The 21,930-nt window shown below is 68.8% G+C and carries 25 protein-coding genes; 12 read left to right on the forward strand and 13 right to left on the reverse strand.

Going from position 1 to position 21,930, the window contains the following annotated elements:
• Window positions 1-125: 125 nt before the first annotated feature.
• From fliI to ABIC70_RS04875, 3 genes are read right to left on the reverse strand one after another with little or no spacing between them, the layout of a single operon-like run.
• On the reverse strand, window positions 126-1,451 hold the full coding sequence (gene fliI / locus ABIC70_RS04865) for a flagellar protein export ATPase FliI (RefSeq protein ID WP_081948567.1): 1,326 nt from the start codon (window positions 1,449-1,451) through the stop codon (window positions 126-128).
• Window positions 1,452-1,493: 42 nt separating this feature from the next.
• Window positions 1,494-2,234 (reverse strand): flagellar basal-body rod protein FlgF, encoded by a 741-nt coding sequence (flgF, locus tag ABIC70_RS04870; RefSeq protein ID WP_043348571.1) that lies wholly within the window; start codon window positions 2,232-2,234, stop codon window positions 1,494-1,496.
• Between the two features lies 1 nt (window position 2,235).
• Entirely contained in the window at window positions 2,236-3,015 is a 780-nt protein-coding gene (locus ABIC70_RS04875; protein WP_354439021.1) for a DUF1217 domain-containing protein, read from the reverse strand.
• A 252-nt stretch (window positions 3,016-3,267) separates the two neighbouring features.
• On the opposite strand from ABIC70_RS04875, the gene motA reads away from it, so the two are divergent.
• The 6 genes from motA to flhB all read left to right on the forward strand — a co-directional run bounded on the left by motA (window position 3,268) and on the right by flhB (window position 8,012).
• The gene (motA, locus tag ABIC70_RS04880) at window positions 3,268-4,155 is read left to right on the forward strand and encodes a flagellar motor stator protein MotA (protein ID WP_043379585.1); all 888 of its coding nucleotides are present in this window, start codon (window positions 3,268-3,270) and stop codon (window positions 4,153-4,155) included.
• 2 nt (window positions 4,156-4,157) lie between these two features.
• Window positions 4,158-5,087 carry a flagellar motor switch protein FliM gene (locus tag ABIC70_RS04885; protein ID WP_043348563.1) on the forward strand — a complete coding sequence of 310 codons (930 nt, stop codon included), beginning with the start codon at window positions 4,158-4,160 and terminating at the stop codon, window positions 5,085-5,087.
• On the forward strand, window positions 5,068-5,409 hold the full coding sequence (locus tag ABIC70_RS04890) for a hypothetical protein (RefSeq protein ID WP_236952921.1): 342 nt from the start codon (window positions 5,068-5,070) through the stop codon (window positions 5,407-5,409). The genes ABIC70_RS04885 and ABIC70_RS04890 overlap by 20 nt, the downstream gene beginning before the upstream one ends.
• 91 nt (window positions 5,410-5,500) lie before the next feature.
• Window positions 5,501-5,893: a flagellar motor switch protein FliN gene (gene fliN, locus ABIC70_RS04895; RefSeq protein ID WP_043348558.1), complete on the forward strand. Its 393-nt coding sequence runs from the start codon at window positions 5,501-5,503 to the stop codon at window positions 5,891-5,893.
• A gap of 14 nt (window positions 5,894-5,907) precedes the next feature.
• Window positions 5,908-6,936, forward strand: coding sequence for a flagellar motor switch protein FliG (locus tag ABIC70_RS04900; RefSeq protein WP_043348557.1), 1,029 nt, complete (start codon window positions 5,908-5,910; stop codon window positions 6,934-6,936).
• A 14-nt stretch (window positions 6,937-6,950) separates the two neighbouring features.
• Complete coding sequence (flhB, locus tag ABIC70_RS04905) at window positions 6,951-8,012, forward strand: flagellar biosynthesis protein FlhB (protein ID WP_354439023.1); 1,062 nt, start codon at window positions 6,951-6,953, stop codon at window positions 8,010-8,012.
• Window positions 8,013-8,169: 157 nt separating this feature from the next.
• Here the strand turns inward: flhB and ABIC70_RS04910 are convergent, their stop codons facing one another.
• On the reverse strand, window positions 8,170-10,332 hold the full coding sequence (locus tag ABIC70_RS04910) for a malate synthase G (protein WP_354439024.1): 2,163 nt from the start codon (window positions 10,330-10,332) through the stop codon (window positions 8,170-8,172).
• A gap of 141 nt (window positions 10,333-10,473) precedes the next feature.
• On the opposite strand from ABIC70_RS04910, the gene ABIC70_RS04915 reads away from it, so the two are divergent.
• Window positions 10,474-11,373: a LysR family transcriptional regulator gene (locus ABIC70_RS04915; protein ID WP_354439025.1), complete on the forward strand. Its 900-nt coding sequence runs from the start codon at window positions 10,474-10,476 to the stop codon at window positions 11,371-11,373.
• Window positions 11,374-11,568: 195 nt separating this feature from the next.
• Here the strand turns inward: ABIC70_RS04915 and ABIC70_RS04920 are convergent, their stop codons facing one another.
• From ABIC70_RS04920 to ABIC70_RS04945, 6 genes are all read right to left on the reverse strand, one after another.
• The gene (locus ABIC70_RS04920; protein ID WP_075380084.1) at window positions 11,569-12,378 is read right to left on the reverse strand and encodes a class II aldolase/adducin family protein; all 810 of its coding nucleotides are present in this window, start codon (window positions 12,376-12,378) and stop codon (window positions 11,569-11,571) included.
• Window positions 12,379-13,171: 793 nt separating this feature from the next.
• The gene (locus ABIC70_RS04925; RefSeq protein ID WP_354439026.1) at window positions 13,172-14,455 is read right to left on the reverse strand and encodes an amidase; all 1,284 of its coding nucleotides are present in this window, start codon (window positions 14,453-14,455) and stop codon (window positions 13,172-13,174) included.
• A gap of 65 nt (window positions 14,456-14,520) precedes the next feature.
• Window positions 14,521-15,300, reverse strand: coding sequence for an SDR family oxidoreductase (locus tag ABIC70_RS04930; protein WP_043379573.1), 780 nt, complete (start codon window positions 15,298-15,300; stop codon window positions 14,521-14,523).
• Window positions 15,301-15,430: 130 nt separating this feature from the next.
• Window positions 15,431-15,568 carry a hypothetical protein gene (locus ABIC70_RS04935; RefSeq protein ID WP_164706393.1) on the reverse strand — a complete coding sequence of 46 codons (138 nt, stop codon included), beginning with the start codon at window positions 15,566-15,568 and terminating at the stop codon, window positions 15,431-15,433.
• A gap of 593 nt (window positions 15,569-16,161) precedes the next feature.
• Entirely contained in the window at window positions 16,162-16,656 is a 495-nt protein-coding gene (locus tag ABIC70_RS04940) for a hypothetical protein (RefSeq protein ID WP_043379571.1), read from the reverse strand.
• Window positions 16,653-17,162, reverse strand: coding sequence for a hypothetical protein (locus ABIC70_RS04945; protein ID WP_043345988.1), 510 nt, complete (start codon window positions 17,160-17,162; stop codon window positions 16,653-16,655). Before ABIC70_RS04945 ends, ABIC70_RS04940 begins: the two co-directional genes overlap by 4 nt.
• A 222-nt stretch (window positions 17,163-17,384) precedes the next feature.
• Between ABIC70_RS04945 and ABIC70_RS04950 the strand changes: the two genes are divergently transcribed.
• Both ABIC70_RS04950 and ABIC70_RS04955 read left to right on the forward strand, forming a co-directional pair.
• Window positions 17,385-17,792, forward strand: coding sequence for a hypothetical protein (locus ABIC70_RS04950; RefSeq protein WP_251982184.1), 408 nt, complete (start codon window positions 17,385-17,387; stop codon window positions 17,790-17,792).
• Window positions 17,793-17,928: 136 nt separating this feature from the next.
• Window positions 17,929-18,183: a hypothetical protein gene (locus tag ABIC70_RS04955; RefSeq protein ID WP_354439027.1), complete on the forward strand. Its 255-nt coding sequence runs from the start codon at window positions 17,929-17,931 to the stop codon at window positions 18,181-18,183.
• A gap of 1,005 nt (window positions 18,184-19,188) precedes the next feature.
• On the opposite strand, the gene ABIC70_RS04960 is transcribed toward ABIC70_RS04955, so the two are convergent.
• Window positions 19,189-19,392 carry a hypothetical protein gene (locus tag ABIC70_RS04960; RefSeq protein WP_182592195.1) on the reverse strand — a complete coding sequence of 68 codons (204 nt, stop codon included), beginning with the start codon at window positions 19,390-19,392 and terminating at the stop codon, window positions 19,189-19,191.
• Window positions 19,389-19,646, reverse strand: coding sequence for a hypothetical protein (locus ABIC70_RS04965; protein ID WP_043379561.1), 258 nt, complete (start codon window positions 19,644-19,646; stop codon window positions 19,389-19,391). The genes ABIC70_RS04960 and ABIC70_RS04965 overlap by 4 nt, the downstream gene beginning before the upstream one ends.
• 297 nt (window positions 19,647-19,943) lie before the next feature.
• Between ABIC70_RS04965 and ABIC70_RS04970 the strand changes: the two genes are divergently transcribed.
• Window positions 19,944-20,426: a DUF2493 domain-containing protein gene (locus ABIC70_RS04970; RefSeq protein WP_354439029.1), complete on the forward strand. Its 483-nt coding sequence runs from the start codon at window positions 19,944-19,946 to the stop codon at window positions 20,424-20,426.
• A 117-nt stretch (window positions 20,427-20,543) separates the two neighbouring features.
• Here ABIC70_RS04970 and ABIC70_RS04975 read toward each other — a convergent pair whose 3' ends face one another.
• Entirely contained in the window at window positions 20,544-20,819 is a 276-nt protein-coding gene (locus ABIC70_RS04975; protein WP_354439030.1) for a helix-turn-helix domain-containing protein, read from the reverse strand.
• Between the two features lie 76 nt (window positions 20,820-20,895).
• On the opposite strand from ABIC70_RS04975, the gene ABIC70_RS04980 reads away from it, so the two are divergent.
• Both ABIC70_RS04980 and ABIC70_RS04985 read left to right on the forward strand, forming a co-directional pair.
• On the forward strand, window positions 20,896-21,618 hold the full coding sequence (locus ABIC70_RS04980; protein ID WP_354439031.1) for a hypothetical protein: 723 nt from the start codon (window positions 20,896-20,898) through the stop codon (window positions 21,616-21,618).
• Window positions 21,619-21,669: 51 nt separating this feature from the next.
• On the forward strand, window positions 21,670-21,930 hold the full coding sequence (locus ABIC70_RS04985) for a hypothetical protein (protein WP_354439032.1): 261 nt from the start codon (window positions 21,670-21,672) through the stop codon (window positions 21,928-21,930).

Below are 21,930 nucleotides of genomic sequence, written 5' to 3' on the forward strand. Positions count from 1 at the left end.
AAGCTTTCCGAGCGGCTTTTCTGAACCCGCGCCGGCGAGCGACGCGGTTTCTCGTGACGCCCTGCCATCGGCACGGGCGATCGACCCTCCCCCTCGGATCCGGGTCCGCCCCGTGCCTCCGTTGATCAGGTTCGCAACGCGTTCGCGAGGTCCAGGAAGGCGTCGAGGCTGCGCGGCTCGGTGGGATCCTGCCGGAGGGCCGCATAGATCTTCGGGACCAAGACGACGGCTTGGTCGAGTTCCGGATCCGCTCCGGCCTGGTATCCCCCCATCTGGCGCAGGTCCCGGGAATCCTCGAAGCGCGCGACCAGGCTCTTGAGCATGCGGACGAGTTCGCGCTGCTGCGGGGTCCACACGACGTCAGCCAGGCGTGAGATCGAGCCGAGCAGGTTGATCGCCGGATAGCGGCCCTGATCGGCGATCGCCCGGTCGAGGACGATATGGCCGTCGAGGGTGCCGCGGATGCTGTCTGCTACCGGGTCGTTGTGGTCGTCTCCGTCGATCAGGACCGAGAAGATGCCGGTGATCGTGCCGCCGCCCTCGGTCCCCGGCCCGGCCCGTTCCAGCAGACGCGGCAGATCGCCGAACACGCTCGGCGGATAGCCCCGTGCCACTGGCGGTTCGCCGGCCGCGAGGGCCACCTCCCGGGCGGCATGCGCAAAGCGCGTGACCGAATCGAGGATGAGCAGGACCGATTGGCCCTGATCGCGAAAATACTCGGCGACGGCGAACGCGAGCTTCGGCGCCTGCCGGCGCATCATCGGGCTCTCGTCGCCCGTGGCGACCACGACCACCGACCGGGACCGGCTGTCCTGGACAGGGCCCTCGAGGAACTCCCGAACCTCGCGCCCGCGCTCGCCGACCAGGGCGACGACCACGGCGTCGAATCCGGAGCAGCGGGCCAGCATGGACAGCAGCGTGGTCTTCCCGACCCCGGAGCCCGCGAAGATGCCGATGCGCTGCGCCGCGCAGAGCGGCGTGAACAGGTCCATGGCCCGCACGCCGGTCGGAAGCGGCCGGTTCACCCGGGACCGCAGCATCGCGGGCGGAGGATCGGCATCCAGCGGCATCGCCCGGGCGCCCTTGGCCAACGGCCCCTTTCCGTCGATGGGCTGCCCCAGGGCGTTGATGACGCGATCCTTCCAGTCCTCGCAGGGTCGGGGATCCGAGGTCGGCACGCGATAGGCGGGCGATCCGAGGCCGGCGCCGATCCGGCTCTCGAACGGCTTGAGGATCGCCCCGTCTTCGTCGATCCGCACGACCTCGCCGTCGAGATTCCGCCCGCCGGTCTCGATCTGCATCCGATCGCCGAGCCTCAGCAGGGGGGTGTTGATGCGGATGCGGCAATGGCCGAACCCGATCTCCCGGACGACTCCCCCGACTCTGACGAGGGGATGATCGTCCCGGTCCTCCAGCGCGCGGGCGAGCCGGTCGAGGGCGTTCATGCTCATCTCAGCACGCGGCAGCCTTGTGGAGTCCACGATGGCGGTCGCTTACGCGCTGGGGCCGAGGCCGCGGATCGCGTCCTGCAGCGAGGATTCGGTTTCGGCCACCGCGGCGGCCGCATTCTGGAAGGTGCGCGTGATCTCGATGAGCCGGGACATCTCCATCACCGGATTGACGTTGGCCCCCTCTTGGAATCCCTGCTGAACCCGGACCGTGGTCGCGTCGCGCTGATTGAAGTCCAGGATCGGCTGGCCCGGCCTGTCCGACGCGACGGCACCGCCGGCGACACGGGTGAGTTTCGCGGCCGGGTCCAGACGGAACACGCCGAGTGCGCCGATCTGATTGGTGCCCTGGGATATGATCCCGTCCTGTCCGATCGTGATCGGGGGTCCTTCCGGATCGACGGTCAGGGGCGAACCGCCGGGGTCCAGGATCGGGCGCCCGCTCAGATCCTGCAGGTCGCCGGCCGCCGTGACCTGCATCCGGCCGTCGCGGGTATAGACCGGACCTCCTGGACCCCGCACGGCCAGCCAGCCGTCCCCCTGCACGCCGACGTCGAGGGGCGAATCCGTCTTGATGAGCGGTCCGGCCTTGCGCGACAGGAAGGTCTCGCCCGGCGTCGTGAACGCGACCTCGCGCCCGCCCGCCTCGGACAGGATCGTCTCGAACTTGACCTCCTCCGCACGATAGCCGGCGGTCCCGAGATTGGCGACGTTGGTCGCCACGGTGTTCAGGCGCTGTTCGAGCGCCATCTGGGCGGACAGCGTGACGTAAAGCGACGCCTGCATGTCAGTGCCCCCCCAGCCGGATGGATTGCAGCTTGAGGAGGAGCCCGGTGTCGAAGCCCGAATCGGACCCGCCGAAGAGCGACAGCGTCGGCGTCGACGCCGTATCGTTCTTCTGATCCCACATGATCGTGAAGCGCTTAATGAATTTGTCGAGTTTTTCCGGATCTTTGAAACTCGCGATGTCGAGCTTCCGGTTTATCAGGGCGGCCTGAGCATCAAGGTTGCTCATCGCCATCTCGGGAGGAAGTCCAAGGGCTGTTCGAACGACTTCCGCCAAAGCCTTGTCGGCCAGGATGCCGAACGCGGACTTGATCGTTCCCGCCTGGCGCTTGAAGTACAGGGCCAGGCGTGTGCCCTCGTCTTGCTGGCCGGCATCGCTCTCGAGCTTCTGGCGGACATAAGAAGCGATCGGTGCCTGCCTGGCCTCGGGACGCTGCGTTGTGTTGGCGCCGTGGGTTTGGAAGTCGAAGGCGTTCGCAAATTCTCGAAATCGCGCATCTTGAATGCGATCGACCAAGCGCATTCCGTTCGCGTCAGGCGGCCCTGCCAGGATCTTTCTCATGAATCCCTTGGCGTAAGCCATGTGATCTAAGCCGAAGGCTTGCATGGCGAAATTGAAGATGCGCGCATTGCCGATGAAATCATCGACTGATTTTATTTCGGAAATATGATCAGAGTAATATTTTATCTCTCGAGAATTTGCCTTTTCCGACGCTTTTTCGCTCAGAGTTTTTGTAATATCTCTAGATATAAGCTTGTAATTAAGATAAGTTGATGTCATGTCCGGGTTCCTGATCTTGTTGGATCGGGTTCAGAACGAATTAATAAGAATTCGGATCGCCGATATATCGAACGCTGCAGATGTACAGGCCGCGGATGATGGGCGTCAGCCCTAGGGCCGGGAGCTTGTCTGGGCCTTGCACGGTCGATCTCGAAACGTGTTGCGTTTGAGCGCCGCGAGATCGCTCCAGCCCGACGCAAGCATGACCGTCTACGGCCCGGTGTAGCGATCCATACGACGTCGAGGCGCTACGTGGGTGTTATCATCGGCTTGCTGACCGCGATGGTCTGTGTCGCGGGCGGCTTCTGGGCCATGGGCGGCCACCTCATGGTGGTCTGGCAGCCTTTCGAATTCATCATTGTCGGGGGCGCCGCGATCGGTGCGTTCATCGTCGCCAACCCGGCGCGGGTGGTGATGGACACCGCCGGTGCGGTCCGGGATGCTCTGTTCGCACGGGAGCCGAGACAGGAGGATTACCTTTCCTTGCTCGGCCTTTTGTTCGCGCTGACACGGGAACTTCGGTCAAAGCCGCGCAACGAGGTCGAAAGTCACTTGGACAGACCGGATGAGTCCGAGATCTTCAAAGCCTATCCGCGCGTGGCCCGCGACCAGGAACTGACGCTGTTCATCTGCGACTATGTCCGTCTCCTTCTGGTCGGCAATGCGCGGCCCTACGAGATCGAGGCGCTGATGGAGGAGGAGATCGCGACGCACCGCGGCGACAAGCTGAAGGTCTACTTCGCGCTGATGAACATGGCCGACGGCTTGCCGGCCCTGGGGATCGTGGCGGCGATCCTCGGTATCGTGAAGGCGATGGGGGCGCTCGACCAATCCCCCGCCCTGCTGGGAAGCCTGATCGGGTCCGCTCTGGTGGGCACCTTCACCGGCATTCTCGTCTCCTACAGCGTCGTGGCGCCGCTCGCCAACAAGGTGAAGACGACCCGCGAGGCGCAGGCCCGGGTCTTCATCATCGTCAAGCAGACTCTGCTGGCCTTCATGAACGGCGCGCTGCCGCAGATCGCCGTCGAGCATGGCCGCAAGGCCATCACGGCGGCCTACCGGCCGACGATCGACGAGGTGGAGAACGCGACGATCACGGGCGCGCCGCGCAGCGAGAGCGCCCTGCGTGAGGCGGCTTGATCATGGACAAACAACCGGTCGCCAACGACATCCGGGATCGGCTCCTGGACGCCGCAGGGCTCTCCCTCGATCGCCTCCCGATGCTGCACGTGATCCTCGACCGAGCCGCGACGTTCTGCGCGGAGCAGCTCCGCCACCTCGCGGCCTCCCCGGTCTACTTCTCGCTGAGCAATGTCGAGAGCCAGCGGTTCGGAGACATCCTGGAGCCCTACGAGGCGAACGCGGTCGCCGGAATCTTCAAGGCGCCCGAATGGGACAGTCACATCCTGGTCGGTTTCGACCGCGACTTCATCTTCACGATGGTGGAGGCGCTCCTCGGTGCCGACGGCTCCGAACCGCCGCTCGACGAGGAACGATCCTTCTCGAATATCGAGATGCGGATCGCGCAGCGCCTCTTCGAGCAGATCGGCAAGGCGATGCAGTCCGCATTCGCGCTGGTGGCGGACACGCCGTTCAAGCTCGAGCGGACGGAGCTGCGAATGGATTTCGCCGTCATCGGCCGCCGGAACAACCAAGCGGTGGCGGCGAAATTCGTCCTGCAGGCGCTCAATCGCGGCGGAGAGATGTTCATCGTCATCCCGCAATCCGTCCTGAATCCGATGCGGCAGAGCCTGGCGCGGATCCTGGTGGGTGAGACCTCCGCCCGGGACTCCCGGTGGACGAAGCAGATCGCCGGCGAGGTGCAGAAGACGCCGGTGACCCTCAAGGCGATCCTGGAGGAGAAGCAGCTGACGCTCGGCGAGATCGCCGAGCTCAGCGTGGGCCAGGTGCTAGAACTGCGGGCGACCCCGCGCAGCCGTGTCAAGCTGGTCGGCAACGACCGCGATCTGTTCTGGTGCGATGTCGGGCAGGAGGAGGGCGGCGTCGTCCTGCGCGTGGACCGCTTCATCGATCAGGATCAGGAATTTATCGATGATGTTCTCTCTCGCTGAGGCCCTGCTGTTCGCGGCCCTGGTCGCGACGACCGCCTGCCTCGTACCGATGTACATGCGTCTGAAGCGGCTCGACCGGTATCATGCCCAGTACCGCGACATGGTCGATTGGAGCGCGTCCGCCCTCGTCGGCGCGAGCAACGCCGTCCAGTCCTTCGCCCAGGACGGGCGTGTCGTCCTCGAAGATCTGAGCCGCGAGATCGAGTGCGCCAAGGTGGCCCTGGCGGAGCTGAAGGCGGAGCGGATCAGGCTGGCGAACGCGGCGCAGCCCGGCGATGCGAGCCCTGAACCTGCCGTCGGCGGCAACCTGACGAGCGCCTGATGCCGGCTCAGCCGACGTGGCCACCCTCCCCCGCGACCGCCGGTCCCGGTGCGGCTCGGCCGCGAGTCGTCCCATCCTTGAGGAGCGTTTGATGTCATCCCCCGCAGACCACGTGAATGTCGAGTCCGGGACCGGGAGTGGGCATAGCGACAGCCTGTTCGCCAAGATCGAGGCGCATGCCGACGGCCAGCGGGCGCAGGACGAGCGCTTGGGCCATGGCCGGAATCTCGATTCCATCCTCCGGATTCCGGTCTTGATGCAGGTGGTCCTCGGATCGGCCACGATGCCGGTCGCCAACCTGATGAAGCTGGGCCGAGGAGCGATCGTTCCCCTGGACCATCGCGTGGGCGAACCGGTCGACGTCGTCGTGAACGGCCGCGTCATCGCCCGGGGCGAAGTCGTCGTGGTCGAGGACGACAATTCCCGCTTCGGCGTGTCCCTCACCGAAATCGTCGGTCCCGCAGCGGCCGATTCCAACGGCTGAGAGGAAGCAGCGCCATGGCCGCAGGTTCCATGACCAAAGTCGGTCGAAGAGTGCTGACCCCTGCCGAGGAGGTCGCGGCCGTCCTCATCGCGATGAAGAAGACGACGGCCAGCCGGCTCGTCAAGTATTTCGACCAGGCCGAACTGAAGCAGATCACGCGCGCCGTCTCGCAGCTCGGGCCCGTCCCCAAGCCGCAGCTCGAGACGATCGTCGAGCAGCTGGCGGCCTTCTTCGCCGACGGGGCGAACCTGATCGGGACGGCCCGCGAGATGGAGAAGCTGCTGGAGGGGGTCCTGCCTCCGGAGCAGATCGCCGAGATCATGGCCGATGTGCTCGGCGGGGGGGAGCGGTCGATCTGGGACCGGATCTCGAACGGCTCGGAGACGGCTCTTGCCGCCTACCTGATCAAGGAACATCCGCAGACCGCGGCCCTGATCCTGTCGAAGGTCAAGCCGGCCTGTGCCGCCAAGGTGATGGCCCAGCTCCCGGCGCCGATGCGCAACGCGGTCATGCGGCGGATGCTGACGTTCAAGCCGATCGTCGAGACCACGATGAAGATGATCGAACAGACCATCCACGAGGACTTCATGATCAATCTGGCGCGCAACGCCGCGGCGGATACCCATTCGCGCATGGCCGACATCATCAACAAGATGGAGCGCCAGAGCATGGAGGAGGTCCTGGACAACCTCACGCAGTCGCGCCCGAAATCGGCGGAGATCCTGAAGAGCCTGCTCTTCACCTTCGACGACATCATCAACCTGACACCGCGGGCCCGCACGACCCTGTTCGACCAGATCCCCCACGAGAAGGTCATCCTGGCGCTCAAGGGCACGAGCGGACAGCTGCGCAACGTCGTGCTCAGTGCCCTGACGGCCCGCGCGCGGCGCCTGGTGGAGCACGAACTCGAGGGTGGCGAGCCCGCCTCGCAGCGGGATGTGCACGAGGCCCGCCGCGCGATCACCGATCAGGCGCTCGAGATGGCTGCCCGAGGCGAGATCGAACTCAGCTCGGCGGATTCGGATGAGACCTACATCCGCTGAGCGGGACTGCCGCGATGTCGGATGACAAGGAGAGCAAAACCGAGGCGGCCAGCGAGAAGAAGATCAGCGACGCGGTCGCGCAGGGCAATACCCCCTTCTCGCGCGAGGCCCCGGTCTTCGCCTCGATCATGGGCCTGCTGGTCTTCCTCGTGTTCGTGGTGCGGGATCAGGGGGCTGCATTCGTGCGGCGGCTCACCCTGCTCCTCGAGCAGCCGCGCAACTTCAGCGTGGAGACCAGCCCGGACGCCACGCGCCTCGTTCACGCCCTGGCCCTGGAAATGGGCCGGTTCCTGTTGCCGGTTCTGGTGATCCTGCTCGTCGCCGGGATCGCCGCCTCGATCTTTCAGAACGCACCCCGCATGGTGTTTGATCGCATCCAGCCCCAATGGTCTCGCATCTCGCCCGCGAGCGGCTGGAAGCGGATCTTCAGTACGCAGGGGTTCGTCGAGTTCGGGAAGAGTCTCTTCAAGTTTCTGGCGATCGGCGGCATGTCCTTCATGGTTCTGCGCGCAGACCGGTACGAGATCGTGGACGCCATGTTTGTGGATCCGATCGGCCTGCCCGAGTTCCTGCTGACCCTGTCGGTCCGCCTCATCTCGGCCGTCAGCGTGGCGACCATCGCGCTGGTGGCGGGCGATCTGGTCTGGTCCCGCCTGCGCTGGCAGCGTGACCTGCGGATGTCGCGACAGGAGCTGAAGGACGAGTTCAAGCAGCTCGAGGGTGATCCGCTTGTGAAGGCCAGGCTGCGCTCGCTGGCGCAGGACCGGCTGCGCAAGCAGATGATGGCGGCGGTGCCCCGCGCCACGATGATCCTGGCGAACCCGACGCACTACGCCATCGCGCTGCGCTACGATCAGAGCGAGAGCGACGCCCCGGTGGTGCTGGCCAAGGGGGCGGACCTGATCGCCCTGCGCATCCGCGAGATCGCCGAGAGGAACCGGATCGAGGTGGTCGTCGACAAGGCCCTGACCCGGGCGATGTACGACCACGTGGAGATCAATCAGGCAATCCCGGCGGAATTCTACCGGGCGGTGGCGAATCTCCTCGTCTACGTGATGACGCGCAAGCGCCGCTGAGCGGCCGCGGGTGACCGGCCCGCGGATCGGGGAACCCGGCCTGGCCGGCCGCGCCCCCCGGCGGGCGGCGGCCCTCGGAAATGCGGGAGGGCGCGCCGCGGGGCGACGATCGCTTGTGGAACCCAGCCCCTGATCCTGGCGCCCGCGCTCCCCGGCCTCAGGCCGCCCGACCGTCGGCCTGCCGGCGCTTCGCCTCCCGGCGGAACCGGTGCAGCACGAACTCGGTGTAGCCGTTGGGCTGGCGCGCGCCCTCGAACACCAGGGCCTCCGCGGCCCGGAAGGCCGGGCCGTCGAAGCCCGGAGCCATCGGCCGGTAGGCCGGATCGCCCGCGTTCTGGCGGTCGACCACCGCCGCCATCCGCCGCAACGCCGCGTCGACCTGCGCCCGGTCCACGATCCCGTGGCGCAGCCAGTTGGCGATGTGCTGGCTGGAGATCCGCAGGGTGGCGCGGTCCTCCATCAGGCCGACCTCGTGGATGTCCGGCACCTTCGAGCAGCCGACGCCCTGGTCGATCCAGCGGACCACGTAGCCCAGGATCCCCTGGCAGTTGTTGTCGAGCTCCTCCCGGATCGCCTCCGGCGCAAAGGCGCCCTCGGCGAGGGGCAGGATCAGCATGGCGTCCCGGGTGGCGGGCGCCCGGCCGGCCAGGTCCGCCTGGCGGGCACGGACATCCGTCCGGTGGTAGTGCAGCGCGTGGAGCGTGGCCGCCGTCGGCGACGGCACCCAGGCGGTGTTGGCGCCGGCTTCCGGGTGGGCGCCCTTCGCCTCCAGCATCGCCGCCATCTGGTCGGGGGCGGCCCACATGCCCTTGCCGATCTGCGCGTGGCCCGGCAGGCCGCAGGCGAGGCCGGCATCGACGTTCCCGTCCTCGTAGGCCTTGATCCAGGCGGTCGCCTTCATCGTGTCCTTGCGGACCACCGGACCGGCCTCCAGGGAGGTGTGGATCTCGTCCCCGGTCCGGTCGAGGAAGCCGGTGTTGATGAAGAACAGCCGGTCCGCGGCGGCGGCGATCGCCGCCTTCAGGTTGAGCGTCGTGCGCCGCTCCTCGTCCATCACGCCGATCTTGAGCGTCCGCGGCGCGAGCCCGACGAGGGCCTCGACCCGCCCGAACAGCTCCACCGCGAAGGCGACCTCGTCGGGGCCGTGCAGCTTCGGCTTGACCATGTAGACCGAGCCCGTCCGGCTGTTGCGCAAGGAGCCGGTCCCGTTCAGGTCGTGCAGGGCGATCAGCGCGGTCACCGCCGCGTCGAGGAGCGTCTCGGGGATCTCGGCGCCGTCGAGGGTCACGGCGTCGGTGTACATGTGATGGCCGACATGCCGGACCAGCATCAGCGACCGCCCCGGCAGGGTCAGGCTTCTCCCGTCGGGCGCCGTGTAGGTGCGGTCCGCGGCAAGCCGCCGCTCGACGGTGCGGCCGCCCTTGGACAGGGTGGCCACGAGGTCGCCGCGCATCAGGCCGAGCCAGCTGCGATAGACCGCGACCTTGTCGGCCGCGTCCACGGCGGCGACCGAATCCTCCATGTCCATGATGGTCGAAAGGGCGGATTCCAGCACCACGTCGGCGATGCCGGCGGGGTCGGTGCGGCCGATCGGGCTCGTCCGGTCGATGACGATCTCGACGTGCAGGCCGTTGTGGCGCAGCAGGAGCGCGGTCGGCGCCTCGGGGGCGCCGGTATAGCCCGCGAAGTCCGCCGTGCCGGTCAGGCCGGCGCTCCGTCCGGCGCCGAGAGCGACGGCGAGGCGGCCGCCCGTCACCGAGAAGCCCACCGCATCCGCCCAGGAGCCGACGCTGAGCGGGGCGGTCGCGTCGAGGAGGGCCTTGGTCTTGGCCACCACGGCGGCGCCCCGGGCCGGGTTGAACCCGGTGCCGGGGGCGAGGTCGCCGTCCTGCGGGATCGCGTCGGTGCCGTAGAGGGCGTCGTAGAGGCTGCCCCAGCGGGCATTGGCGGCGTTGAGCGCGTAGCGGGCGTTCGAGATCGGCACGACGAGCTGGGGCCCGGCGATCTGCGCGATCTCCGCGTCCACGTTCTCGGTGGTCACCCGCACAGCGTCGGGCTCCGGCTGCAGGTAGCCGATCTGCGTGAGGTAGGTCGCGTAGGCGGCCGGATCATGCGGCAGGCCGCGATGGTCGCGGTGCCAGGAATCGATGTCGGCCTGGAGGCCGTCGCGCCGGTCGAGCAGCGCCCGATTGTGCGGTGCGAGGTCGCGGACGATCGCCGCGAAGCCCGACCAGAACCGGTCGGCCGAGAGGCCGGTTCCAGGCAGCGCCTCCTCGGACAGGAAGGTGCGGAGATCCTCGGCGACGACGAGATTCGACATGCGATCCTCTGAGAAATGGGGCGCCGTGCGTCAGAAAAAGTCGAACGGCCCGTGAAATTTTTTTGATCTCACAGCGATAGACCGCTTGGCACCCGCCGAAAAGGCGGCAAAAGGGATTTGATTTTTTCCGCAGCGTTGAGAATGAACGACCAGAGCGACCTGGAGATCTTCGCCCGGGTGGTGCGGACCGGCAGCCTGACCCGGGCCGGGTCGGAACTCGGCCTGTCGGTGGCGGTGGTCTCGAAGCGGCTGAAGCGGCTGGAGGAGCGGCTCGCCGTGCGCCTGCTGCACCGCACCACGCGGCGGCTGGCGCCGACCGATATCGGCGCGGCGTTCTTCGAGCGGATCGCCCCGATCGTCGACGCCATCGCGGAGGCCGAAAGCCTCGTCTCGCAGAACGCCACGCGGGCACGGGGGACGCTCCGGGTGACGGCGCCGAGTTCCTTCGGGCGCCTGCACATCGTCCCGCATCTGGGGGCCTTCTTCGCCCTCCACCCCGACCTCGTGCTGAACCTGGAGCTGAGCGACGATTTCGAGTCCATCATCGAGCGCGGCTACGACCTCGCCATCCGGGTGGGCGCGCTGGAGAGTTCCGGACTGACGGCGGTGCGCCTCGCGCCGGTGCGGCGGGTTCTGTGCGCGCGGCCGAGCTACCTCGATGCGGCGGGGCGACCGCAGACCCTGGACGATCTGCGCGGCCATGTGTGCCTCGCCACCGAGAACCAGAACCCCTGGCGGCTCATCGGACCGGAAGGACCCTGCACGGTCACCGCGTCGGGCCCCCTGCGCACCCATTCCAACGAGGTGGTGCGCGAGGCGGTGATCGGCGGCCTCGGAATCGCGCTCCGCTCCACCTGGGACGTGCACGCGGAGCTGCGCGGCGGGCTCCTGGAGGTGGTGCTGCCCGCCTACACGGCCGCGGCCTCGGCGGGCATCTTCGCGGTCTATCCGAGCCGCGCCTTCGTGCCCGCCAAGACCCGGGCCTTCATCGCGTTCCTGAAGCAGACCTACCGGTCGAGCGGGGCCTGGACGGAGTGGTGAGGGGTGGGCCGAGGGGCGACGCGTCCCCCTCCCCCGCAGAGGCGACCGACGTCACACGGCCGGCGCCGCGCGCTTCGCCTCACGAGGGATAGGGGACAGGCACTCGTCGCTCACGACTTTGATGGCTGGCGGAAGACGGGTGAAACCGCCCGCCCGGAAGCGGGGGCGCGGATCCCACCCGATCGACGTCGCGCCTCACCCCGCCGCGAAGACATCGGGATCGGTCCGCGCCAGCATCCGCTTGAACGCCGCCCATTCGTTGTCGGGCGCTCCCTGGACGACGACGCGGTCGTAGCCGGCGGCGTATTGCCCGGCGGTCTTGGTTGCAATGGCGGCGGAGGGCCGGATCACCGGCGCGCCGGCCGCCTGGATCGCCAACTGCGCCCGGCACGAGCGCTCCATGTTGTGCATCAGCCGGAACGCCTCGCCGACCGTGCGCCCGCAGGTCAGCAGGCCGTGGTTGCGCAGCACCATCACGGGCTTGTCGCCGAGATCGGCCACCAGCCGCTGCCGCTCGTCGAGATCGAGGGCGATGCCCTCGTAGGCGTGGTAGGCGACGCGCCCCGTGAACTGCATCGACCACTGGTTCAGGGGCAGCAGCCCCTCCTCCTGACAGGAGACCGCGACCCCCGCCACCGTGTGGGTGTGCAGCACGCAGATCGCGTCGGCGCGGGCGGCGTGGATGGCGCTGTGGATCGTGAACCCGGCCGGATTGATGCCGAGCCCCATCGGGTCCGCGAGCACGTGACCGTCGATATCGACGGTGACGAGGTTCTCCGGCGTCACCTCCTCGAAGCGCATCCCGTAGGGATTGATCAGGAACCGGTGCCCGTCCCCCGGCAGCCGCGCCGAGATGTGGGTGTAGATGCTGTCGTCGAGGCCCAGCCGATGGATCAGCCGGTAGGCGGCCGCCAGATCGACGCGCATCGCCCGGACCGCCTCCTGAATCCCTCCGCCGGACCCGGCGTCCCGGTCCGCGACGATCGACGGCGTGGCTGCGCTCATGCGACGGCTCCCTGCCGGTCGGCCTGATCGGGATCACCCCCCGGCGCGGGCGGTCCCGGTCTCCCGGCGCGGCCGAGCCCCGGAGGACGCGGTTCGGGCCGGGATCGCCGCCAGGGTGCACGATGGGACGCCATCCGGCAATGCGCGGGACCGGGCCGGCCGGCGCCGCGGCCCGAGGCGTTCGGAGCCCGCTCCTCCCCACGCCCGCCGCGATGCACCGTGACGCGCCTCGGGGCGTCGGTCCGGTCAGCCGCCGGGTCGGCGGCGGCGGGGCGCGGCCTGCGTCTGCCGTCGGCTGCGGCAGCCTCGGGCGCGGGACTCGACGGCCCCCGGCTCGGGCCGGGCGGCGGCCGGCGGAGGAAATGCCCCGGTCGTTCAAGCCAGAGGCCGACCCTGTCCTGGGCGGTGCGGAGGTCTACGGCGCCCTTCACTAGGAGAGGGCGTGCGACGAAGGCTCGCTCGGAAGCCCCCGGGGTGCCGCAGGGCAACCCGCAGGACTTAGCGTAGATTCGAGCCCCCCGCGTGACGGACACCGGATGCAGGATCGGACGCAGGGGTCGAGGCCGGCCCCGGCGTCCCGCGTCACACCGGCGGCGTGAGGTTTGGGCCATGCCCCCGGCGGCGCAGCGCGCGGGGCCGCGATAGTGTGTCCGGATGCGGGGGCGCTCCCGATGGACGGTGGCCGTCTTTGCGAGCGCAGCGAAGCAATCCAGGGTCGCGCCACGTCCACCGAGGTCACGCTGCCCTGGGTCGCTTCGCTGCGCTCGCGATGACGGGAGCGGCGCGGAGCCCCCTACCCCGCCAGCGCCGCCTCGATGCCGGCGCCGAGGGCCAGGAGGCGGCGGTCCTGCCCGTGGCGGGCGAGCAGCATCAGCCCCGCCGGCCGGGCGAGATCCGGCATCGGCAGCGACAGGCCGGTGAGATCGAAAAAATTGCCGAACGCCGTGTTGCGCAGCATCAGGCGATTGGCGTTCAGGAACGCCGCGTCGTCCGCCTCCAGCGGGGCGGTGAGCGGCGCCGTGGTGGCGGTCGCCGGGAGGGCCAGCACGTCGAGGGGGGCGAGAACCCGGTCGAAGGTGGTGATCAGTTCGGCCCGCCGGCGCATCGTCCGGACGTAGCGCGCCGCCGTCGCGGTCCGGCCGGCCAGGATGCGGCGGTGGACCCGCGGGTCGTAGCGGGACGCCGCGCTGTCCAGCCAGTCGGCATGGACCGCCGCGGCCTCGATCGCCGCGATAGAGCCGTCCGGCATGGCCGCGTCCATCGCGGCGAGGAGATCGTCGATCGGGTGGTCGACGATTCGGGCGCCAGCCCGGGACAGGCAGGCCAGCGCGCGCTCGAAGGCCTCGGCCACGAGCGGCTCCGTCTCGGTGAACAGCAGGCCCCGCGGCACGCCGACGCGCAGGCCCGCGACGGGGAACGCCTCCAACGGCACGGGCTCCGCGCCCGCCATCACGGCGTCGGCGGCCGCGCATTCCGCCACCGTCCGGGCGAGCGGACCCAGCGAATCGAGGGCGTAGGAGAGCGGGAAGGCCCCGTCCAGCGGCACGCGGCAGGCGGTCGGCTTGAAGCCCACGACGCCGTTCAGCGCGGCGGGGATCCGGACGGAGCCCCCCGTATCCGACCCGATCGCGATGTCGCTGGTCCCCTGCCCCACCGAGACCCCGGCGCCCGAGGACGAGCCCCCCGGGATGCGCGCCGGATCGGCAGCGTTGCCGGGGGTGCCGTAATGCGGGTTGAGGCCGAGCCCCGAGAAGGCGAACTCGGACATGTTGGTCTTGCCCAGGATCACCGCGCCGGCCCGGCGCAGGCGGGCGACCACCGGGGCATCGGCCCGCGCCGGCGCCGCGTCGGCCAGCAGGATCGAGCCGGCGCGCGTCGTCTCGCCCGCCACGTCGAACAGGTCCTTGATCGAGACCATCGCGCCGTCGAGGGGGCCGAGGGAGATCCCGTCCCGGCGGCGGGCGTCGGCGGCGTCCGCCGCCGCGCGGGCCTCGGCGGCGTAGAGCCGGGTGAAGACCGCCTCGTCCCCCTCCCCGATGCGGGCCAGCCGCGCCTCGACGGTCTCGCGTACGCTCATGATCCTCACCGCGCGATGTTGCGGGCCGTCGATGCAAGCGGAGGGCCCGGTCGGGCCCCCGCCCGTCAGAACGTGCCGGGATAGGCGCCGCCGTCCATCAGCAGGTTCTGGCCGGTGATGAACCCCGCCTGCCGGCTGCACAGGAACGCGCAGGCGGCGCCGAACTCGTCGGGGTGCCCGAACCGGCCGGCGGGGTTGGCGCGCGCCCGCGCCTCCAGGAACGCCTCCACGGTGGTGCCCGCCTTGGCGGCGCCGGCTGCGGCGTTGCTGCGGATCCGGTCCGTGTCGAAGGGGCCGGGCAGCAGGTTGTTGATGGTCACCCCGTGCCGCACCGTCTGCCGGGCGAGGCCGGCCACGAAGCCCGTCAGCCCCGATCGGGCGCCGTTCGACAGGCCGAGATGCTCGATCGGCGCCTTCACGGCGCCGGATGTGATGTTGACGATCCGGCCGAACTTGCGGGCGATCATCCCGTCGACGGTCGCCTGGATCAGGGCGATCGGCGCCAGCATGTTGGCGTCGAGCGCCCGGATCCAGGCGTCGCGGTCCCAGTCGCGGAAGTCGCCGGGGGGCGGCCCGCCGGCATTGTTGATCAGGATGTCGGGCTCGGGGCAGGCGGCGAGCGCCGCGGCCCGGCCGGCCTCGGTGGCGATGTCGCCCGCGACGGCGGTGACGGTGACCCCGGTCTCGCTGCGGATCTCCCCGGCGGTCCGCTCCAGGAGCTCCGCGTTGCGGGCCGTGATCGTCACCGCGACGCCCTCGCGGGCCAGCGCCAGGGCGCAGCCCCTGCCCAGTCCCTTGCTCGCCGCGCAGACGAGCGCCCGGCGCCCGCTCAAGCCGAGATCCATGGGGAGCCTCCGTGACCGGCCCTCGCCGCGAGGGCATCCGCCGCGTCATAGCCCGCCGGACGCCCCCCGCGGAAGCGATCCGGGACGGGGCCGCGGGCCTCTCAGGCGGTGTTCGGCCGGCGCCCGCCGCTCACCACGTGCGCAGGTCGCGGGCGCCGGGCCCGTCGGGACGCTCCTCCCGCTCCGGGGCGACGAACCCGGCCCACAACAGGGCCACCGCCCCGGTGAGAAGCGGAAGGGACGTGCTGAGGACGAGGCTGAGGGTCACGGCGATCCTGCCAGGCGGACGAGGTCGAGACGACGAGGTCAGGCTCTTTTGGTCCGAAAGTTGTTTTCGTGAGCTTAAGGTTGCCGGTCATATTGAAGAGGCCGCGCCAAAATCTGCATGCGCTGCACCGCTCCAGTCACCGACTGCGCGGTCGGGCCTCCCCGTCCGGGCGGAATCTGCGGCCGTGGCGCTCCGCATCGGGATGTCGCACGGCTGTTCGAGGACGGATCCGCGGAGCGACGGACCGGAGGCCGGCTCACGACTGCATCAACCCGCGCGATCCCCAGGCCGACGCGATCCCCAGGCCGACGCGATCCCCAAGCCGGGCAGGCCACGTTCGCGCGCTCCGTCGCGGGGCGGCCTCTCCCCGAGATCTCACCCGTCGTGGATCGCGCCGGAGACGGCCTGTCGCCGCGCCTGTCCGACGCCTGCGTCCGAGATCTACAACCGGACATCGCCGTGTCTCACGGCCGGATGGTGCCTAGGGCTGGGCGCAGCCTGCGGTCGGTGTCACGGCCCTGCCGGCAACCGCGTCGTCCGGCCCGCGCCTGTCGAGCCCGCCGGGGACGCCGGGGGGGCCGCTGCGCGCCGGCTCACGGCTGATCCGCGGCCTCGGACAGGGCGCCGAATTCGCTGACCATGCACTCGTGCATCCGGCGCAGCCACCCCCGCGCTTCCGTCCGCTCGGCCTCGGCCCGTTCGGCCCGTTCGGCCGCCGCACGGGCCTGCGCCTCGGCCTGCTCGGCCCGCTCGAGTGCCGCCCGCAGCAGCGATTCAGCGTGGCGGGCCCGGTCCTCCGCGGCGCGGCGTGCCGTCTCGGCCGCGCGCACCGAATGCTGCGCCTCCCGGACGGACTCGCGGGCGCTCGCCTGCAGGCCGCGGACCCGCGCTGCGACGCCGCGCACGGCGGTCAGGGAGGCCGACCAGTCATCCGCCTCCGCTTCGGCCGCGGGCCCGGCCGAAGCGGCGCCGGAGAACAGGGCGACGACCCGGTCGATCGGCGCGGCGTCGCCGTTGCGAGGCCCGACCGGGTAGGTCAGGGGATGGGACTCCATCGTCTCGGCCCGCGCCCGGGCGGCGCCGCTCATGCCGCCTCCTGATCGGTGAGGTCCGAGAACTCGGACAGGATCGCCTGCTGGACGCGTTCCAGCCATTCCTCGGCCTGCCGCGCCCGGTCCTCGGCGGCGCGGACGCGGGCCTCGGCGGCCCTGGCGCGTTCCTCCGCGGCGAGGACCTGGGCCTCGGCGCGCACCTGTGCCTCGCGGGCCTGCATCTCCGCCGTCCGGGCGCGCTCGTTGGAGGCGTGGATCTCCTCACGCACCTGATCCAGCACCTGTTCGATGCGCGCCTCCCGCTCACGGGCCTGCGCCTCGATCTCGCGGGCCTGGCGGGCTGCGGCCTGGACCCGGAGGATGAGGGCGTCCCAATCCTGCGGCGAGGCCGGCGGCTTCTGAAGCTCGGCCCGTGCGTGCAGCGACGAGACGACGCGCAGGACGTTGCCGAGGTTGGTTTCGGGCCCGGCGCCGGAGTCGCGCTGGGTCTTGTCTGCGGGTCGAAACCGAGGGTCGTTCAGAAGCCTCTGCAGCTCGCTCACGGATCCTCTGCTCCCTCTCGATCCAATTCCGATCCGCCTAGACTGTTTAGAATAGTTAACAAACAATTAAATGCGCTGCTGGCCGATTGTAGAATGTTAACACGATGGGCTCCGCCGCCCCGTGGGATCCGGCCCTGGCGATCGAGGCCCCCGCCGCAGGCTCGACCGCGCGGGACGCGCCGGGCCCGGATCCGCGCGGCCGGGTGCCGTCGAACGGACCCGGTGGGCCTGCGCCCCGAGGCCGCTGCCGCGCTGCCGGATGTGACGTTTGATACCGAAATCGCGCGGGGAATGAACGCGAATACAGATCGTCGCAGGACGCGATGGCTGGTTCGTCAGGAGGTCACGATGGCCGAGGAGCGCTTGGACGAGCCCTGGAGGCCTGCCTTCAAGACCGGGCAGATCTTCTTCGGGCGCCCGCTGGAATGCTGCGATTGTCTCATCTGGGAGCTCAGGGCATCCGGTGCGATGATCGAGCTTCATCCGGAGGCGATGCCGCCGCACACCCTGCGCCTGATCTCGATCGCCCTGCTCCTGAATCAGCCGTGCGAAGTCGTCGGGCGCGATGGCCGGAGGATCGAGTTGAGGTTCTCCTCGGGTTTGGACCGCCTGCTCCTGGGGGCGCGATGACGCGGGCGCCTGTCCGGCCTGCGGGCGACCCCGCTCCGCCACGGCCCGTGCTCATCCGACGCCGAAGCCTCCGCCGCAGCCTCCGCCGTGGCCATCCGGGCCCATCGTCAGCGCGATGCACCCGCGCAGGTGCGCCATGACCGCTCCGCAAGTCATCGCCACGGTCGTCTTCCTGACCTCGGTCGGATCGGCGATGGCGCTCGCCCTCATGGCAGGCGCCTCGTCCGCTCTGGACGCGGTGACGCAGACGCTTGATCGCATGCGGCCGGACGAAACACGCGACCGGACGCGCCGCCGCCCGGACACCCCTACGGCATCGATCCCTGCCGACGGCGCGGCCGACCCCGTGGGCGCTGCGACAGGAAGCCCGGACGCTTCGCCTGCGCTCTGAGAGACCCTGTTTCGCATCGTCGGACAGGGCCGAAGGGAGACGGGAGCGCATCGCCGTGACCGTGGTCGGGATCCATCGCTCGCCCTGGAGAGCCGCCGGGCTGTTTGCGGCCGCCTGCGGCTTCGTCGGCCTGTGCGCGGTGCTCGTCCGCCCCACGCTGTTCCGGCGCGGTCCGATGGTGTCCGTGGGGCCGCGCGGGCTCGCTGCGCTACGCGACGCAGCTCAGCGAAACGCCGGTGGCCTGCGCGTGGCGGGTCCGCGGCCCTCGTGATCGCATGCTGCCGCACGCGCTGCGGTACGCTAACCGACCTTGTCGTCCGGTTCGGTGGGCTCCACGCTCGTACCGAGCGCTCCACCGCGAGGCAAATCCACCGGACCGTGCCCGTCCCGGTTCAATATGCCGCCGTGATCTGGATTGCGCCCGTGGTTCGGGTGCGTCGCCTGCCGCTGGGCCTGTGCCAACTCCCTTTGGGTCGGCAGCGGCCGCCAAGGAGCGGGCGCGGCCCCCAGGCGAAGGGCCGTCGGGGTGCGCGTGAAATACACCGCCAGCACCACCCATGGGACGACGAAGACAACAAATGCGGTGAGACCCATGACGACGCTCCGCGAATCTTTGCCAGCAATAGTGAGAACGCTGTCGGTCCAATGCTGATCCCGCCGCAGCGAAATCAATCTCTGTCGCACCGCAACACAGTTTTCGTTGGTGGACGCGCGATGCCGCATCGCGTCGGCTTGGCAAGATCGGAAGTGGAAACGCCGATACGCCTGACCACGCTCCGTGATTTGGCTCGCGGCGTGCGGAAGCGGGCGGTGCCGCCGCGAAGCACCCGCAAGCCGCCTGCTTGAAGTCTCCGGATCGAACGTCTGGGCCGCCTCGTCAGGCCCGCACCGGGTGGATACGCCGGACAGATTTCTGGCGGCTCAACCACACAGGCCGCCATCACGCGTGGGCGAATGCCCTGACGCGGCCGAGCGCCTCGCGGCGATGAGGCCGTCGGCAGGTCGCTACCCCAGCGCGATCAGCATCCAGGTGCGAGCCTTCGCCATCAGCTCCCCATCCCCGGCCGACGGATCGGATGCGATCACGCGGCCGATGATCTGGCGGGCGTCCGTGCCACTCATCCCGATTCCCTGCGCGAAGCCGCTCAGGCGCTGCATCAGGCGATTGGCGGTGGCTTCGCGATCCAGATCGGCCTCGCTCTCGCTCATCCCTTCACCGGGTGCGCCAGCAGGATCGCGGTCCGGACCATGGTGCGCGTCCAGGCCGGCGTGTCGGTGGTGAGCGCATCGGCCGCATGGGCGTGCGTTCGGATGGTCACGACGAGGTCGAGGCTCCAACCCTTCGCAAGCGGGTACGCGTCGGTAGCGAGGTCGGCCGGCACCGCGTCGACCGCAGCATCGATCTCCTGATCGGTGACCTCAGCGGCTTTCCGGACTTCGGAGACGGTCGGGTCGGTGGCCACGCGAACCTGCGGCTGATGTCCGCTGAACCCGCCTCAGATTCGCCGAACCTGAGGGACCCGGTAGAAAACCGTCTTCGGTTAAAAAAAACCATCCAACCTCGCTCGGTTAGATGGTGGGCGCGACAGGGATCGAACCTGTGACCCCTACCATGTCAAGATAATTCCCCTCAGCCAACAGCCTCAAAACAAAGGGAAATTGCTCTGCGCTAATCCGAATGCGCGGGGCGATGTTCGATTTACGTTCATGCCCGAACGGCAATTGATGGCAAAGAGCACTACCTGTGCTGGTAGGCTGGCATGAGGGTTCTCATCTGCGGCGGCCGCTACTACGGCATGATCCCGAAAGGGACGCCTCGGCACACTTGGGAGTGGCGCAACGCGGCGAGGCAGGCTGAGGAGGAGCGCGCGTTCCTGTTCGCCGCCTTGGCGAAGTTCGATAGCCTGCGTGGTATCCAACTCGTGATCCACGGCGCGGCGTCTGGGGCGGATGGCATGGCCGCCGAATGGGCCGCCGACAATGGGATTGAGGTTCGGGCTTTCCCGGCAGATTGGCAGGACACCAGCCACCCGGACGCTCGGATCAAGACGCTGCCGAACGGCCGTCGCTACGATGCCAATGCCGGACCGCGCCGGAACCGTCGCATGCTGCGCGAGGGACAGCCCGACGTCGTGATCGCGTTCAAAGGCGGGAAAGGCACGGCGGACATGATTGCGGCTGCGACAGAGGCTGGCGTTGAAGTGCTGGCGCCTGAGAAGGTCGTCTACCTGACCGAGTCCTAACCCCCTCCCCCTCGTCCTTGGTGTCCTTGTCTGCCTGTGTGGGGATGGGCAGTTAGGTGGGTTTGGTACGGTTGCGGACAGAAGAGGGTTTGCGAGGGGTTCGGAGCCGACGCGCGATCAGTCCTTGAGCCAAACGCCCTTGCCGGCTGACTTCAGGTGACTGGCGTCGAGGAACATGACGCCGCTGGCCTCAAAGGCTGACTGGATCGCCCGCAGCGTACTCGCTCTCGGGTCGGTCACGCCGCGCTCAATGTTCTTGATGCTCGCCAGCGACACGTCGGCCTTGGCGGCGAGGTCTTCCATCCGCCACCCGAGCAAAGCCCGAGCAGCCCGCATTTGCGCCGCGTCAATCATGGCCGCTTCGTACACAAACGAAGCCGAGCGGGCGAGCAAAATGAACTCCTGGGCTATTCGCCTTGACGCCTGTATTGATAGCCCTGTAGGCTACTTCTGTAAACAGGAGAGGCAAATGAGCGACCGCGAGTTCCCCTACCCCGGCCTGCCAAAGTGGCCACAGATGCGTGTTGCAGGTCCTTCGGTCACGCCGGAGCAGGCATCCGAGATCATCCGTCGAACTGACTCGTTCTTCACGCAGGGCTACAGCGGCAACGACCGCGAATGGAATATCCGGGTAAAGCGCATCGTCGGCATGCGGCTCGGGATGGACGACCCTCATTTCTACGAAAGCGCCGCCAAACGCGATTGGGAGGCCGAGTTCGCTGCGGAGCAGGCTTGGCGTGAAGCGTGGGGCATCGTCGACACCCGGTACGTTCATAACGCTTGGGTGTCGTGCTCCTTCGTTGGAGGCCCGCATGGCTGGTGCAGCCCGAGGGGCACAATCTACTACCGCGACAACGTCGGTAAGTGGCCGTCCTGCGAGGACATTGAACGGGACTGGCAGTCTGTCGCCGAGGCATTCCCATTCGTCGACTGCGAAGTGCTGCTTATGAGCGGCGAGTCCTGCGAGGAAGACAGCCAGCCGGTCTGCGGTTTCATCGTCAAGGACGGCGTCGTCACCCCGAAGCTGCCGACCGAGCACGCCTTCCATCAAGGCGCTTACGCTTGGGCGAACGTGGGCCCAACGCTGGAGCAGCAGGTGATGGGTCTGATGGTGCCGGCTCGCTTCCGCGAGGTTGGCGTGTCGGAAGACATGGTCAGGCGCTGGGCTGAAAGCGCGAAGGTCGCCGCCTGACCCCACCTAACCTCCCCTAGCCTCTCACCAAATCTAATAGGAGAGAAACCGATGGGCGGCCTGAAGGTCATGTCCGAGCGCTGCAATCAATGCCTGTTCGGCCCCGACAAGATCGTCAGCAACGAGCGCCGCGCGGAGATCCTGCGCGACCTCCGCCGGCGGGACAGCCACTTCATCTGCCACAAGGCCTCGATTGCCGGCGTCGATATCGCCTGCCGCGGCGACTGGGACCAAAACGGATGCGGTCAACTCGGCCGTATCATGGGGCGCCTTGGTGGCATTGAGTTCGTCCCTGAGCCCAATCCCGCCTGA

The organism is Methylobacterium sp. 1973, from assembly GCF_040545035.1.
GTDB lineage: Bacteria > Pseudomonadota > Alphaproteobacteria > Rhizobiales > Beijerinckiaceae > Methylobacterium > Methylobacterium fujisawaense.

Coding starts and splice junctions, on each gene's coding strand:
- fliI (WP_081948567.1), bottom strand. CDS start 1,451: ATGAGCATGAACGCCCTCGACCGGCTCGCCCGCGCGCTGGAGGACCGG.
- flgF (WP_043348571.1), bottom strand. CDS start 2,234: ATGCAGGCGTCGCTTTACGTCACGCTGTCCGCCCAGATGGCGCTCGAA.
- ABIC70_RS04875 (WP_354439021.1), bottom strand. CDS start 3,015: ATGACATCAACTTATCTTAATTACAAGCTTATATCTAGAGATATTACA.
- ABIC70_RS04885 (WP_043348563.1), top strand. CDS start 4,158: ATGGACAAACAACCGGTCGCCAACGACATCCGGGATCGGCTCCTGGAC.
- ABIC70_RS04890 (WP_236952921.1), top strand. CDS start 5,068: ATGATGTTCTCTCTCGCTGAGGCCCTGCTGTTCGCGGCCCTGGTCGCG.
- fliN (WP_043348558.1), top strand. CDS start 5,501: ATGTCATCCCCCGCAGACCACGTGAATGTCGAGTCCGGGACCGGGAGT.
- ABIC70_RS04900 (WP_043348557.1), top strand. CDS start 5,908: ATGGCCGCAGGTTCCATGACCAAAGTCGGTCGAAGAGTGCTGACCCCT.
- flhB (WP_354439023.1), top strand. CDS start 6,951: ATGTCGGATGACAAGGAGAGCAAAACCGAGGCGGCCAGCGAGAAGAAG.
- ABIC70_RS04910 (WP_354439024.1), bottom strand. CDS start 10,332: ATGTCGAATCTCGTCGTCGCCGAGGATCTCCGCACCTTCCTGTCCGAG.
- ABIC70_RS04915 (WP_354439025.1), top strand. CDS start 10,474: ATGAACGACCAGAGCGACCTGGAGATCTTCGCCCGGGTGGTGCGGACC.
- ABIC70_RS04920 (WP_075380084.1), bottom strand. CDS start 12,378: ATGAGCGCAGCCACGCCGTCGATCGTCGCGGACCGGGACGCCGGGTCC.
- ABIC70_RS04925 (WP_354439026.1), bottom strand. CDS start 14,455: ATGAGCGTACGCGAGACCGTCGAGGCGCGGCTGGCCCGCATCGGGGAG.
- ABIC70_RS04930 (WP_043379573.1), bottom strand. CDS start 15,300: ATGGATCTCGGCTTGAGCGGGCGCCGGGCGCTCGTCTGCGCGGCGAGC.
- ABIC70_RS04940 (WP_043379571.1), bottom strand. CDS start 16,656: ATGAGCGGCGCCGCCCGGGCGCGGGCCGAGACGATGGAGTCCCATCCC.
- ABIC70_RS04955 (WP_354439027.1), top strand. CDS start 17,929: ATGACCGCTCCGCAAGTCATCGCCACGGTCGTCTTCCTGACCTCGGTC.
- ABIC70_RS04960 (WP_182592195.1), bottom strand. CDS start 19,392: ATGAGCGAGAGCGAGGCCGATCTGGATCGCGAAGCCACCGCCAATCGC.
- ABIC70_RS04970 (WP_354439029.1), top strand. CDS start 19,944: ATGAGGGTTCTCATCTGCGGCGGCCGCTACTACGGCATGATCCCGAAA.
- ABIC70_RS04980 (WP_354439031.1), top strand. CDS start 20,896: ATGAGCGACCGCGAGTTCCCCTACCCCGGCCTGCCAAAGTGGCCACAG.
- ABIC70_RS04985 (WP_354439032.1), top strand. CDS start 21,670: ATGGGCGGCCTGAAGGTCATGTCCGAGCGCTGCAATCAATGCCTGTTC.